Source organism: Curtobacterium sp. MCLR17_040 (assembly GCF_003234735.1).
Classification (GTDB): Bacteria; Actinomycetota; Actinomycetes; order Actinomycetales; family Microbacteriaceae; genus Curtobacterium; species Curtobacterium flaccumfaciens.
In genome coordinates this window covers 1-13,514 of the sequence record NZ_QKTE01000013.1, presented here as the reverse complement: position 1 = coordinate 13,514, position 13,514 = coordinate 1, and the positions used below count along the sequence as shown (strand labels likewise).

Annotated in this window: 13 protein-coding genes; 11 read left to right on the top strand and 2 right to left on the bottom strand. The window is 72.5% G+C overall.

The window, feature by feature from the left end:
- Positions 1-98 precede the first annotated feature (98 nt).
- Positions 99-839: an SDR family oxidoreductase gene (locus tag DEJ01_RS11875; protein ID WP_111087864.1), complete on the bottom strand. Its 741-nt coding sequence runs from the start codon at positions 837-839 to the stop codon at positions 99-101.
- 101 nt (positions 840-940) lie between these two features.
- Between DEJ01_RS11875 and DEJ01_RS11870 the strand changes: the two genes are divergently transcribed.
- The 5 genes from DEJ01_RS11870 to DEJ01_RS11850 all read left to right on the top strand — a co-directional run bounded on the left by DEJ01_RS11870 (position 941) and on the right by DEJ01_RS11850 (position 6,397).
- On the top strand, positions 941-1,783 hold the full coding sequence (locus DEJ01_RS11870) for a helix-turn-helix transcriptional regulator (protein WP_111030775.1): 843 nt from the start codon (positions 941-943) through the stop codon (positions 1,781-1,783).
- Between the two features lie 227 nt (positions 1,784-2,010).
- Positions 2,011-3,009 (top strand): RimK family alpha-L-glutamate ligase, encoded by a 999-nt coding sequence (locus DEJ01_RS11865; RefSeq protein ID WP_111047263.1) that lies wholly within the window; start codon positions 2,011-2,013, stop codon positions 3,007-3,009.
- 86 nt (positions 3,010-3,095) lie between these two features.
- Positions 3,096-4,136 (top strand): LLM class flavin-dependent oxidoreductase, encoded by a 1,041-nt coding sequence (locus tag DEJ01_RS11860; RefSeq protein ID WP_071406522.1) that lies wholly within the window; start codon positions 3,096-3,098, stop codon positions 4,134-4,136.
- On the top strand, positions 4,136-5,455 hold the full coding sequence (locus DEJ01_RS11855) for an O-acetylhomoserine aminocarboxypropyltransferase/cysteine synthase family protein (RefSeq protein WP_111093077.1): 1,320 nt from the start codon (positions 4,136-4,138) through the stop codon (positions 5,453-5,455). The genes DEJ01_RS11860 and DEJ01_RS11855 overlap by 1 nt, the downstream gene beginning before the upstream one ends.
- A 9-nt stretch (positions 5,456-5,464) precedes the next feature.
- On the top strand, positions 5,465-6,397 hold the full coding sequence (locus tag DEJ01_RS11850) for a 4-(cytidine 5'-diphospho)-2-C-methyl-D-erythritol kinase (protein WP_111093076.1): 933 nt from the start codon (positions 5,465-5,467) through the stop codon (positions 6,395-6,397).
- 63 nt (positions 6,398-6,460) lie between these two features.
- Here DEJ01_RS11850 and DEJ01_RS11845 read toward each other — a convergent pair whose 3' ends face one another.
- Complete coding sequence (locus DEJ01_RS11845; RefSeq protein WP_111047261.1) at positions 6,461-8,113, bottom strand: glycosyltransferase family 39 protein; 1,653 nt, start codon at positions 8,111-8,113, stop codon at positions 6,461-6,463.
- Positions 8,114-8,208: 95 nt separating this feature from the next.
- On the opposite strand from DEJ01_RS11845, the gene DEJ01_RS11840 reads away from it, so the two are divergent.
- The 6 genes from DEJ01_RS11840 to DEJ01_RS11815 are packed head-to-tail and all read left to right on the top strand — an operon-like array spanning position 8,209 to position 13,500.
- On the top strand, positions 8,209-9,267 hold the full coding sequence (locus tag DEJ01_RS11840) for a ThiF family adenylyltransferase (protein ID WP_181438432.1): 1,059 nt from the start codon (positions 8,209-8,211) through the stop codon (positions 9,265-9,267).
- Positions 9,268-9,326: 59 nt separating this feature from the next.
- On the top strand, positions 9,327-9,743 hold the full coding sequence (locus DEJ01_RS11835) for a molybdopterin-binding protein (protein ID WP_111093074.1): 417 nt from the start codon (positions 9,327-9,329) through the stop codon (positions 9,741-9,743).
- Complete coding sequence (gene modA, locus DEJ01_RS11830; protein WP_111093073.1) at positions 9,740-10,546, top strand: molybdate ABC transporter substrate-binding protein; 807 nt, start codon at positions 9,740-9,742, stop codon at positions 10,544-10,546. Before DEJ01_RS11835 ends, modA begins: the two co-directional genes overlap by 4 nt.
- Positions 10,547-10,549: 3 nt before the next feature.
- A complete protein-coding gene (locus tag DEJ01_RS11825) occupies positions 10,550-11,350 on the top strand; it encodes an ABC transporter permease (protein WP_111093072.1) in 801 nt (266 codons plus the stop codon).
- The gene (locus DEJ01_RS11820; protein ID WP_258375702.1) at positions 11,347-12,387 is read left to right on the top strand and encodes an ABC transporter ATP-binding protein; all 1,041 of its coding nucleotides are present in this window, start codon (positions 11,347-11,349) and stop codon (positions 12,385-12,387) included. Before DEJ01_RS11825 ends, DEJ01_RS11820 begins: the two co-directional genes overlap by 4 nt.
- A 12-nt stretch (positions 12,388-12,399) precedes the next feature.
- Complete coding sequence (locus DEJ01_RS11815; RefSeq protein WP_017888287.1) at positions 12,400-13,500, top strand: calcium:proton antiporter; 1,101 nt, start codon at positions 12,400-12,402, stop codon at positions 13,498-13,500.
- The last annotated feature ends 14 nt before the right edge of the window (positions 13,501-13,514 follow it).

Genomic DNA, 13,514 nt, shown 5'->3' with positions numbered 1-13,514 from the left:
GACCGCGATGGTGCGAGGTTCCGTGGTCGGTGCGAGCCGAAGTGCCTCGCACCGAACACGGAACCCCGCACTTCACGGACGTCGGCCGACCACCCGGGTCAGTGCTCGCGGGACGCCATCATCTCGAGGATCTGCTGGTGGTTGCCGTTCCGCTCGGCGAAGCGCAGCGGGTGCACGTTCTGCACCAGGATCTCCGGGGCAGCGCCGGACTCGATGAGCGCCATGACCTCGTCGGCGAAGGCGTCGAGCGGCATCCCACCGAAGTCGGCGCCGCCCATCAGGTCGGTCATGACGGCCGGCGGGGCGAGCTCGAGCACCTCGAGCGACGACCCCACGAGCTGCTGACGGAGGGCCTGCGTGTAGGCGTGCACACCGGCCTTCGTCGCGCTGTACGTCGGTGATGCGGTGAGCGGGACGAACGCGAGACCGGAGGTGACGGTCATCAGGGTGGCCGAGGGCTGGGCGAGCAGGTGCGGCAGGAACGCGTCGATGAGGCGGATCGTGCCGACCAGGTTCGTCTGGACGAGCTCGAGGGCGTCGTGGATGTGCTCGGGGTCGCGGAGGTCCTCGTCGCGCATGATCCCGGACATGGTGATCAGGGCATCGAGCGACGGGTACGCCTCGAGCACCGAGGTGGCGGCGGCTTCGATGGACGCCGCGTCGGCGACGTCGATCTGCACGGTGCCGAAGCCGTGCTCGGTAGCGAGGGAGTCGAGGAGCGCCTGGCGGCGGCCGCCGATGACGACGGTGCTGCCGGCGGCCTGCAGGCGCTGGGCGAGCGCGAGACCGATGCCCGAGGTCGCGCCGGGGATGAAGACGGTGGAGTTCGTGATGTCCATGACCACCACGATGCTCCGTGGACAGGGTCGCAACCAGAGCGCGGTCATCGGGGGATCGGCGATCCCTGGCACCCGTGCAGGAAGCGGACGACAATCGACCCATGGACCGTGCCGCGCTCGCCGACTTCCTCCGCCGTCGCCGCGAGCTGCTGCGCCCCGAGGACGTCGGTCTCGGGCAGGGTCCACGACGCCGGACCCCGGGGCTCCGCCGCGAAGAGGTCGCTGCCCTCGCCGGCATGTCCGTCGACTACTACACGCGACTCGAGCAGCAGCGCGGACCGCAGCCGTCCGAGCAGATGATCGCCGCGATCGCCCGGGCCCTGCGGTGCAGCCTCGACGAGCGCGACCACCTGTTCCACCTGTCCGGGCAGAACGCCCCGACCCGGATGCACCGCGCCGACCACGTCGACCCGGCGATCCTGCGGGTGCTCGACCGGCTCGAGGACACCCCGGCGATCGTCGTCAGTCACCTGGGCGAGACCCTGGTCGAGAACCGGCTCGCGGCGGCGCTCCTCACCAGTTCGGTCGGCTTGCCGGGCAACCGCCGGTACCAGGCGTGGCGGTGGTTCGTGACGGGTGAGGAGCTCACGAAGTACGCACCCGAGCAGCACGAGCGGCTGGGTCGGGTGGTGGTCGCGTCGCTCCGGGCGGCCGTCGGGCTCGCGGGTCCGGGTGACCGCCGGGCGACGGAACTCATCGCCGAGTTGCAGACGCGCAGTGCCGAGTTCCGCGACCTCTGGGCCAAGCACGAGGTGGCCACGCGCTGGTCGGACAACAAGACCATCGTGCAGCCGGAGCTCGGCCGCATCACCGTCGACTGCCAGGTGCTGCACACCGACGACCAGGCGCAGGCCCTGCTGCTCTTCACCGCGCCTCCAGGATCAGAGGACGCGCAGAAGCTCGAGCTCCTCGGCGTCGTCGGACAGCAGACCTTCGCCGGCTGACACGGCGCACGGTGCGGGTTCGCTCGGCTCGTGCGAGGTTGGTCGACCCCGCACGGTGCGCGGTTGGTGAGCCCGTGCATCGTTGACCGCTCGGTGCCGCCCTACAGTCCGCCACCGAGCGACCAACCTCGCACCGACCGAACAAGCGCGCACCGTGCCCCCCCCCGAGAAGCAACGCCACGTCACACACTTGGGCACGTGCGGTATACCGTGCCTAGGGTGGGGGCGTGAGCACTCCGCGCGTGTACGTCATCCACGAGAACCCCGAGTGGTTCCCCCCGCTCGCCGCTGCCTTCGAGGCCGAGGGCGTCCCGGTCGAGGAGATCCTGCTGACCGAGGGGCAGATCGACCTCGCGGCCGAGCCGGCCCCCGGCGTCTACTGGAGCCGCATGTCCGCGAGCTCCCACACCCGCGGCCACGAGCACAGCAAGGAGTACACCCGGGCGATCCTCGGCTGGCTCGAGCGTGCCGGCCGCCAGGTCGTCGGCGGCAGCCACGTGCTCGAGCTCGAGGTGTCGAAGGTCGCGCAGCACGGTCTCCTGCAGCAGGCCGGGTTCGACGTGCCCCGCACGACCGCCGTGTTCGGCACGACGACGCTCAAGGACGCCGCCCGCACCTTCACCGACGGGCAGGACGTCCCCTTCATCACGAAGCACAACCAGGGCGGCAAGGGCCTGGGCGTGCGGCGGTTCGATTCGCTCGCCGAGTTCGACGCCTACGTCGACAGCCCCGAGTTCGAGGCCCCGGTCGACGGCATCACCCTGCTGCAGGAGTACCTGACGGCCCGCGAGCCCTTCATCACCCGCGTCGAGTTCGTCGGCGGCGAGTTCGTGTACGCGGTCCGCGTCGACACCAGCGCCGGCAGCTTCGAGCTCTGCCCCGCCGACGCGTGCGAGGTGCCCCAGGTCATCGCGGGTGCTGTCTGCGACGTCCCCGGCACCGAGACCGCCGGTGCGCCCCCGGCGTTCGCCGTCCGGACCGAGATCACCGCCGAGCACCCGCTGGTCCAGCAGCTCCGCACGTTCCTCGCCGACCAGCGCGTCACCATCGCGGGCGTCGAGTTCATGGAGACGACGGACGGCCGCACCGTCGTCTACGACATCAACACGAACACGAACTACAACCCCGCGGTCGAGGAGTCCGCGCCGGCCTCCGGCCCGCGCTCCATCGCGAAGTACCTCGGTGGCCTGCTGGCAGCGGAGTACGCGGCGCAGCTCACGGCCTGAGAACGCAAGAACCACCGGACTGGAGGCCCGTGGCGGGCCCGCCACGGGCCTCCAGTCCCCTTTCCCACACCCCCCAAGGAACCCACGTGCGATTCGGATACTGGACCCCGCTCTTCGGCGGCTGGCTGCGCAACGTCGACAACGAGAACATGCCGGTCACCTTCGACTACGTGAAGCGCCTGGCGCAGCGCGCCGAGCGGATCGGCTTCGACCTGACGCTCGTGCCGGAGCTCAACCTCAACGACATCAAGGGCACGGCGGCGCCCTCGCTTGAGGCGTGGTCGCTCGCGGCGGCGATCGCGGCGACGACCGAGCGCCTGGAGATCATGGCGGCGATGCGTCCCGGGTACCACCTGCCCGCGGTGACGGCGAAGCAGGCGGCGACGATCGATGACATCTCGTGCGGCCGGTTCACCTTCAACGTCGTGAGCGCCTGGTGGGCGGAGGAGGCGAAGCAGTACGGCGGGATCTTCTCGGAGCACGACGACCGGTACAAGCGCACCGCGGAGTTCGTCGAGGTCATGAAGGGCCTGTGGCGCGAGACCCCGTACTCGTTCTCGGGCGAGTACTACGACATCGAGAACGCGCACCTCGAGCCGAAGCCCCGCGTGACGCCGCGCATCTACGCCGGTGGGGAGAGCGAGGCCGGCAAGGCTGCGATCACCGGGTACGCCGACGCCTACGTCACGCACGGCGGCACGGTCGAGGAGCTCCGCGCGAAGATCGACGAGATGAAGCAGCGCCGCGTCGACGCCGGCCTGCCGCCGTTCGAGGCGTTCGGCATGGCCGCGTACGTCATCGTGCGCGAGACCGAGGAAGAGGCGCAGGCCGAGCTCGCCCGGATCACCGACGTGCAGCACGGCAAGGCGTACGAGTCGTACCAGGACTTCATCTCGAAGTCGCAGCTCGAGCACGTGCCCTCGCTCGAGGACTACTCGGTGTCGAACCGCGGCCTGCGCCCCGGGTTCGTGGGCACGCCGTCGCAGGTGGCCGACCGCATCCGGGAGTTCGAGGACGCCGGGGTCGACACGCTCCTGCTGCAGTTCTCGCCGCAGCTCGAGGAGATGGACCGGTTCGGCGAGCAGGTCATCCCGCTCGTCCGGCAGTCGGTCGGGGCGCAGTCCTGATGGGTGCCGCGCCGACCAACGCCGAGGACGGCTGGGCGTTCGAGACCCGCCAGATCCGCGCCGGCTTCAAGGCCGACCCGGGGTGGGGCGCGAACGTGCCGCCGATCGCGCAGAGCGCCGCGTACGTGTACCCGTCGGGGGAGGACGCCGCCGCGCGCTTCATGCTCGACGCCCCCGGCCACACCTACACGCGGGTGAACAACCCGTCGGCGGCAGCACTCGAACGCCGGATCGCCGACCTCGAGGGCGGGATCGGTGCGCTGGCGCTGGCGTCCGGGCAGGCGGCGACGTCGCTGGCGGTGCTCGGTGTCGCACGCGCCGGTGACCACGTGGTGTCGAGCGCCTCGCTGTACGGCGCGACCTACACGCTGTTCGCGTCGACCCTGCGGGACCTCGGCATCACCTTCACGTTCGTGCAGGACCCGACCGACCTGTCCGAGTGGGCAGCGGCGGTGCGTCCGGAGACGAAGGCGTTCTTCGGCGAGTCCATCCCGAACCCCCGCGGGGACGTCCTGGACTTCGCCGGGGTGGCCGGGGTCGCACACGAGGCCGGTGTGCCGCTCATCGTCGACAACACCATCGCGACGCCGTACCTGGTGCGCCCGATCGAGCACGGCGCCGACATCGTCGTGCACTCCGCGACGAAGTACCTGGCCGGACACGGCAGCGCCATCGCCGGGCTCATCGTCGACAGCGGGAACTTCGACTGGGCAGCGCACGCCGACGCCTACCCGCAGCTCGCAACGACCGAGCAGTCCGGGTTCGCGAACACGAACTTCGCCGAGAAGTTCGGGCGGCGGGCGTTCATCCAGCGCACCCGATCGAAGCTGTCCGCCGACCTCGGGCCCGCGATCGCACCGTTCAACGCGTTCCTGGTGCTGCAGGGCATCCAGACGCTGTCGCTCCGCATGGACCGGCACGTGTCGAACGCCGCCACCGTGGCGAGCTGGCTCGACGCCCACGACCAGGTCGAGCACGTGCACTACGCCGGCCTGCCGGACTCGCCGTGGCACCACCTGCAGCAGCGCTACGTGCCGAAGGGGCCGTCGGCCGTGCTGTCGTTCGACCTGGCCGGCGGGGTCGCCGCGGGCCGACGGTTCGTGGCTGCCCTCGAGCTGTTCGACCACGTCTCGAACCTCGGGGACGTCCGATCGCTCGTCGTGCACCCGGCATCGACCACCCACGTGCAGATGACCTCCGCCGAGCGAGCGGCCGCCGGGGTGGGGGACGGCCTCATCCGCCTGTCGATCGGCCTCGAGCACATCGACGACATCACCGCGGACCTGGCGCGGGGGTTCACGGCAGCCGCAGCGGGATAGGTTGGGCGCATGACCACGTTGGCCGCACCGACCCGCGTGCGGACGCGCGCCCCCGGCAAGATCAACGTGTTCCTGTCCGTCGGGGCGCTGCAGGACGACGGCTACCACGACGTCGCCACGGCGTACCAGGCGGTGTCCCTGTACGAGGACGTCACCGCCGAGGCCGCCGACGACTTCTCGGTCACCTTCACCGGGTCGATCGACACGAGCACCGTGCCGGTCGACGAGTCGAACCTGGCCATCCGTGCGGCCCGGCTCGTGGCCGACGCGGCCGGACACCGCGGTGGGGTGCGGCTGACCATCGACAAGCAGGTGCCCGTCGCCGGCGGCATGGGCGGTGGCTCCGCGGACGCCGCGGCGACCCTGCTCGCCGTCGACACGCTCTGGGGCACCGCGCTCGGTCGCGAAGAGCTGCTCCGGCTCGCCGCGCAGCTCGGCGCCGACGTGCCGTTCGCCTTCGCCGGCGGCACCGCCGTTGGTACCGGCCGCGGTGACGAGCTGAGCCCAGCGCTGGCCAAGGGCGAGTTCCACTGGGTCCTCGCCCTGAGCGACGACGGGCTGAGCACCCCGGCCGTCTACCGTGCGCTCGACGAGCACCGGGAGCGGTACCGCGCCGACATCTCCCCGGCGCCGTCGCACCCGGTGGTCGAGGCGAACGTGCTGCAGGCTCTGCGCGCGGGCGACCCCGACCTGCTCGCCGACTGTGTGCACAACGACCTGCAGGCACCGGCCATGCGCTTGCAGCCCCGGCTCGCGGCGACGCTGGAGCTCGGCGAGAAGTCCGGTGCCCTGGCCGGCCTGGTGTCCGGCAGCGGACCGACCGTGGCGTTCCTGGTCGGTGACCGTGACGCCGCGCTCGAACTGCAGGTCGAGCTCAGCGCCGCCGGCCTCGTCGCACTCCGCGCCACCGGCCCGGTGCACGGCGCACGCGTGGTGCACTGACCCGACGCCCCGGCGAAGCCGACGGCGGTTGGACCGTCACCGTCAGCGGCTGGACCGCCACCGTCAGCGGCTGTACTTCCAGAGGATGACCGTGCCGGTGTGCCAGTAGCGCACGACGTGGAACCCCTCGGCCACGAGCGTGTCGGTGACCTGCGGGCGGATGTTCCGTGACTTGCCGCCGACGAACCACACGGTGTCGATGCCGGAGATCCGCTGGGGCACCGTCGTCGCGATGTCCCCGTTGACGTTCCAGAGCTGCCCGCGTTCGGCACCGGTCTCGGCGACGGCGAGGTCGCGCATCCCGGTGAAGGCCTCGGGGTAGGAGTCGGCGATGACCTGCGCGGTGGTGCCCGGGTGCTCCCAGACACTGCCGAAGACGACGCCCTCGTTCTGGTCGGTGCGCCGGTCCCGCTCGCGCTCGATGATCGCCGCCGCGTTCGCCCAGTGCGAGTCCTGCTTGGCGTGGGGCAGCCGGACGATCGTGCTCGTCGGTGCCGACACGAGCAGCATCCCGACGACCGCGAGCGCCAGCCACCGCCGGGGTCGGATCGCCGTGATCGCCAGGCCGATGAGCAGCGCGACGAACGGCAGGCTCAGGCTGGCGTACTTCGGGGAGTACAGGTGCTCCCCGGCCGCGGTCGCGCCGACGAGCAGTGCGGTGGGCAGGATCGTCAGGGGGACGGCGACGCGCACGGCCTGCATCCGCAGCAGGTCACGGGCGGCGGGGGAGGGGCGTCGGGTGGCCCGGACGGCGAGCACGACGCCGACGATCATCAGCGCCCACCCGAGCACCGCGTACGGCCAGACGGCACCGAACCAGGCGGTCGCGACGACCTGGCGCACGGTGGCCCACCCGACGCCGGTGATCCAGCCGACCTGCTTGGCCTGCCCTGCCGCGAGGACGATGAACGGCGACACCACGAGCGCGGCCCCGACGGCGGCGACGCCCCAGCGCACGAACGCGGCGCGGTCGACCATCGGCGCGACCACCGGACCGCTGCGCTGCGAGAGCACGGCGTCGCGACGTGCGGCACGGTCGGCGACGGCGGTCCAGAGGAGCACGACCCCGTGCGCGACGACGGCCAGGGCCAGGTAGACGTTGAACAGCACGGCCACCACGGCGAGCAGGCCGTAGACGACCCACCACCGGGTCGCGTGGTGCCCGGTCCGGGTGCGCCGGACCGCGGTGATCCCCACGAGGGTCAGCGCGACGGCGAACGTCGTGACGGTGGCGTACGGGCGCCCCTCGGTGCCGGCCCAGGCGACGCGCGGCAGGACCAGGAACACGATCCCGGAGACGACGCCGAGCCGCACCCCGCCGAGACGACGGCCGAGCGCGACGACGAGGCCGGCGGAGACCCCGATGGCCAGCGCGCTCGGGAACCGCAGCGTGAACGGCGAGTACCCGACGAGCGTGAACCAGACGTGCATCACGGCGTAGTACAGGCCGTGGACGGCGTCGACGTTCTGCAGTTCGGCCCAGAGCGCCGGCCAGCTGCGCTGTGCGCTCGCGATGGTCGCAGCCTCGTCGTACCAGACCGACGGCACCCAGCTGAAGGCCGCTGCGACGACGACGCCGAGCGCGCCGACGGTGATCTCGGGGGTCCGTGCGAGGGCTCGGACAGCCGCCACGACGAGCCCCAGCGAGCGCGCGCGCACCGACGCGTCCGACGTCGTGCGTCGGACCGGGACGGTACCGGTGCGCGGGGAACTCACGCCCGCGACCGTACCGATCTGCTCTGGGGATCCGCCGCGTCCGGGCGCTGAACTCTCACATGCAGGAGTTCGGTGCGACGGGCCAGAATGACGGGATGGAACCCCTCGTCGCCCCCGCCGCCGCGCTCTCCCCGGGGCGGACGCAGCTCGGTTCGCGGACCGCCGCGCTCGCCGACGTCGGGGTCACCGGGCTGCGACGCCTGGCCACATCGCGCATCCTCGTCGTCGGGGCCGGCGGGCTCGGTGCGCCGGTGGTCGCGTACCTCGCCGGGATCGGTCGGCTCACGGTGGTCGACCCCGACGTGGTCGACGCTTCGAACCTGGCCAGGCAGACGCTCTTCACCGCCGCGGACGTCGGCTCGCCGAAGGCGCAGGTCGCGGTCGCCCGGGCCGTCGCCGTCGACCCGGAACTCGACGCGGTCGCCGTGGTCGGGTCGTTCACGCCGGACCTGGTCGCCGGACACGACGTCGTGGTCGACGCCGCCGACTCGGTCGTGGTCACCCGGGCCGTCTCGGACGCCTGCGCCGTTGTCGGCGTGCCGTTCGTGTGGGGCACCGTGCTCGGCCACGACGGGCAGGTCAGCGTCTTCCGCGACGCCGGGCCGGACGGCGTCGACTTCCACGACCTGCACCCCGACGCGCTGCCCGACGAGGGCTCGTGCGCCCTCGACGGCGTGGTCCCCGCACTGTGCGGTGCGGTCGGTGCGGTGATGGCAGGACAGGTCTTCGCGTTGGTCACCGGCAGCGGCGACCCGCTGCTCGGACGCGTGCTGACCGTCGACGCCCGCCGGTGGCGCTGGACGGAGAGCCCCGTCCGCCGCGGGCCCGCCTCGCGTCGACCGGCGCCTGCCCCTGGTGCCTCCGCGACGCCGCGCATCGCGCCGTCCGCCCTGGCCGCCAGGGTGGCGGACCCGTCGGACCCGCTGGTCGTCGTCGACGTCCGGACCGACGAGGAACGCGCGGCCGGCGTGGTCGCCGGTGCCGTCACCGACGACACCGGTGCGGACGAGGTCGTCGTCTACTGCGCACGCGGACCCCGTGCGGACGCGTGGGCGGCGCGGCAACCGGCCGGGAGGCGCGTGACGGTCCTCGACGGCGGCTTCGAGGCCTGGCGTCGCGAGGGGCTGCCCGTGGCGATCGAGCACCGGTCCTGACCCAGTCCGGTCACCTCCACCGCCTCTGCCGCCGCATCCGCGGATAGGATCGGTGGATCATGACGCAACTGCGGGTACGGGACGCTGCGGCCTTCCTCGGGATCAGTGACGACACCGTTCGTCGGCTCGTCGACGGCGGCACCTTCACCCGTGCCACGGACGACGCTGGGCGAGCCGTGGTCGACGGGCACGAGGTCGCCGCGTACGCGCGGGAACGCAGCTCCGAGCTGACCGACCCGGGGTCCGCGGTGAAGAGCTCGGCGCGCAACCGCTTCGTCGGGATCGTCACCGACCTGGTCGTCGACACCGTGATGGCGCAGGTCGAGCTGCAGTGCGGCCCGCACCGCGTGGTGTCCCTGATGAGTGCCGAGGCCGTCCGTGACCTGGGGCTCGAGGTCGGGTCCGTCGCGGTGGCGTCCGTGAAGGCCACGATGGTCGCGGTCGAGGCACCCGCCCACCAGGAGGACCCCCGATGATCCGTCGATCCCGCTCGCTGCTCGTGCCCTTCGCCGTCGTGGCGACGCTCGGCCTGTCGGCGTGTTCCACCGCGGACGCTCCGGCGGGGTCGTCGTCGTCCTCGTCGTCGAGCGCGGACACCGAGGAGTCGGGGTCGATCACCGTGTTCGCGGCGGCGTCCCTCCAGAAGACGTTCACCACGCTGGGCAAGCAGTTCGAGACCGCGAACCCCGGTGCCTCGATCCGGTTCTCGTTCGCCGGCTCGAGCGATCTCGTCACCCAGATCCAGAACGGTGCCCCCGCCGACGTGTTCGCGTCCGCCGACGAAGCGAACATGGCGAAGCTGTCGTCGACCGACCTGGCGAGCGGTTCGCCGTGGGACTTCGCGACGAACGTCCTCGAGATCGCCGTCGCACCGGGCAACCCGAAGGGCATCGCGAACCTCGACGACCTGACGGCTCCGGGCGTCCAGCTCGTCACGTGCGCCGCCCCGGTGCCGTGCGGTGCCGCGACGGCGAAGGTCGAGTCCGCATCGGGCGTCGATCTCGAGCCGGTCAGCGAGGAGCAGTCCGTCACCGACGTGCTCGGCAAGGTCGAGTCCGGGCAGGCCGACGCCGGACTCGTCTACGTGACGGACGTCCGAGGGGCCGGGGGCAAGGTCGACGGCGTCCCGTTCGACGAGTCGGGCAAGGCCGTCAACACGTACCCGATCGGCGTGCTCCGGGAATCCCAGGACCCGGAGCTCGCGCGGGCGTTCTCGGAGTACGTCCGCTCCGCCGCCGGGCAGCGCGTGCTCGCCGACGCGGGCTTCGGGAAGCCCTGAGCCGTGGCTCCGCGCGCTGACGGACGGCCGCCGGTCGCGTGGTGGCTCCCGCTGCCCGCGGTGCTCGGCGGGCTGTTCGTCGTCGTGCCGGTGCTCGCGATGCTCGGCCGGGTGGACTGGTCGTCGTTCGTCGGGCTCGTGACCTCCACCGCGTCACTGACCGCACTCGGGCTCAGCCTCGGCACGGCGCTCGCGGCCACGGGCGTCGCGTTCGTCCTCGGGTACCCGCTCGCCGTGCTGTTCGCGCGGTCGCGGTCGCGCTGGGTCGGCGTCGCACGTGCCGTCGTGCTCCTGCCGCTCGTGCTGCCGCCGGTGGTCGGCGGTCTCGCCCTGCTCGCGGCCTTCGGTCGGCTCGGGGTGGTCGGGGCGTTCCTCGACGACCACGGCCTGCACATCGCGTTCACCACGACGGCGGTGGTCATCGCGCAGACCTTCGTCGCGATGCCGTTCCTGGTGTCCTCGGTCGAGGGGGCGCTCCGCGTCGAGGGCGACCGCTACGAGCGGGTCGCCGCGACCCTGGGTGCCGGGCCGACCCGGACGTTCCTGACCGTCACGACGCCGCGGGTCCTGCCCGGCATCGTCTCGGGGCTCGTGCTCTGCTTCGCCCGGGCGCTCGGCGAGTTCGGTGCCACCCTGACCTTCGCCGGCAGCCTGCAGGGGGTCACCCGGACCCTGCCGCTCGAGGTCTACCTGCAGCGCGAGGTCGACCCGGACACCGCGGTGGCCCTGGCGGTCGTGCTCGTCGTGGTGGCCGTCGTCGTCATCGGGGCCTCGTCGTTCCGCGCCCGCGGAGCCCTGGCGTGACGGCCGAGGGTGCGGTGGGCGTCCGGGCGCACGTCGTCGTCGGGACGCGGGACGTCGACGTCGCGATCGAGGTCCGCGCGGGGGAGTGCCTGGCCGTCATCGGGCCGAACGGTGCGGGCAAGTCGACGGTGCTCGAGGCCCTGGCCGGGCTGCTGCCGATCGACGCCGGCCGGATCGAACTCGACGGGGTGTACGTCTCGAGCCCGCGGCACACCCTGCCCGCACACCGTCGCCGGATCGGACTCGTCGCGCAGCGGTCCGACCTGTTCCCGTTCCTCGACGTCGTCGGGAACGTCGCCTTCGGGCCCCGTGCGGCCGGAGCCGGTCGCGCCGCGGCCCGGCAGCTCGCCCGCGACGCGCTCGACGCCGTCGGGGTCGCCGACCTGGCCACGCGCGACCCACACACGCTCTCCGGTGGACAGGCGCAGCGCGTCGCGATCGCCCGCGCGCTCGCCACCGACCCGGCGGTGCTGCTGCTCGACGAACCGACCTCGGCGCTCGACGTCGGCGCGCAGGACGAGGTCCGCGCGGCACTCCGGACCGCCGTCGCCGGTCGTCCCGCCGTGCTCGTCACGCACGACCCGGTCGAGGTCGTCGCGCTGGCCGACCGCGTCGTCGTGCTCGAGGGCGGCCGGGTGGTCGAGCAGGGCACCCCCGCGGCCGTTCTCGGTCGTCCGACGAGTGCGTTCGCCGCGACGTTCTCCGGACTCGCGCTGGTGCGCGGGACCGCCACCAGGGGTGGGATCGCGATCGACGGCGGGGGCGAGCTGGCGTCGGGGGCGCACGCCGTGCCTCCCGGCCGGCCCGCCCTGGCCGCCTTCCACCCGACGGCCGCCGTGCTGACGCGGGACGGTGCCGGGGCCGCGCGCACCGTCTCGTCGCTCGAACCGCGCGACGGACTGGTGCGGGTGCGGGCCGGTGACCTGGTGGCGGACCTGACGCTCGCGCGGCTGACCGCGCTCGGGATCGCCCCCGGCGACGCGGTGCGCATCGACGTCCCCGCGGCCGAGGTGGCGGTCTACGCGCCCCGCGGTTGAGACAATGGTCCGATGACCTCCTGGTTCCCCAAGGTGTGGCCCGTGGCCACGCCGATCCTGGCGGCCGTCGTGCTCGCGTTCTCGTACGGCCGCTACGGGCTCGGCACCGCCGTGGTGGTCGTCGTCGCGGTCGTGCTCGCGGTCACGGTGCTCGCAGCCGTCCACCACGCCGAGGTCGTCGCGCACCGCGTGGGGGAACCCTTCGGCTCGCTCGTGCTGGCCGTCGCCGTGACGATCATCGAGGTCGCCCTCATCATCTCGCTGTCGAGCTCGGGCGGTGCGCAGGCCGAGACCCTGGCGCGCGACACGGTGTTCTCGGCGGTGATGATCACGATGAACGGGCTGGTCGGCCTCGCGATCCTGATCGGGACCCTGCGGCACAACACCGTGCGCTTCAACCAGGAGGGCGCCAGCGCCGCGACCATGACGGTGGCCGCGCTCGCCGTGCTGACCCTGGTGCTGCCGACGTTCACCACCGGCACCGACGACGCGTCCTTCACGGGGACGCAGCTGGTGTTCGTCGCGATCGCGTCACTGGTGCTCTACGGGCTGTTCGTCGTCACGCAGACCGTGGCGCACCGCGACTTCTTCCTGCCGGTCAACCGTGCCGGCGGGGTGCTCGTCGAGTCCGAGGACGCCCACGCCGCACGCCCGTCCGGGCGCACCACGATGGTGTCGCTCGGGCTGCTCGTCGTCGCGCTCGTCGCCGTGGTCGGGCTCGCCAAGGTGGAGTCGCCCGCGATCGAGGCCGGGGTCGCCGCCGTCGGGTTCCCGCCGTCGTTCGTCGGTGTCGTGATCGCGCTGCTCATCCTGCTGCCGGAGGGCATCGCCGCGTCGAAGGCCGCCGCACGGAACCGGATCCAGACGAGCCTGAACCTGGCGATGGGGTCCGCGATGGCGTCGATCGGTCTGACGATCCCGTCGATCGCGGTCGCGTCGCTGTTCATGCCGGGGACGCTGCTGCTCGGGCTCGGGCCGTCGCAGATCGTGTTGCTCGCGCTGACGATCGTCGCGGCGGTGCTCACCGTGCTGCCCGGTCGTGCCACGCGGCTGCAGGGTGGGGTGCACCTGGTGATCTTCGCCGCGTTCATCGTGCTGTCCGTCTCGCCGTAGGGCGGGGTGGGGGC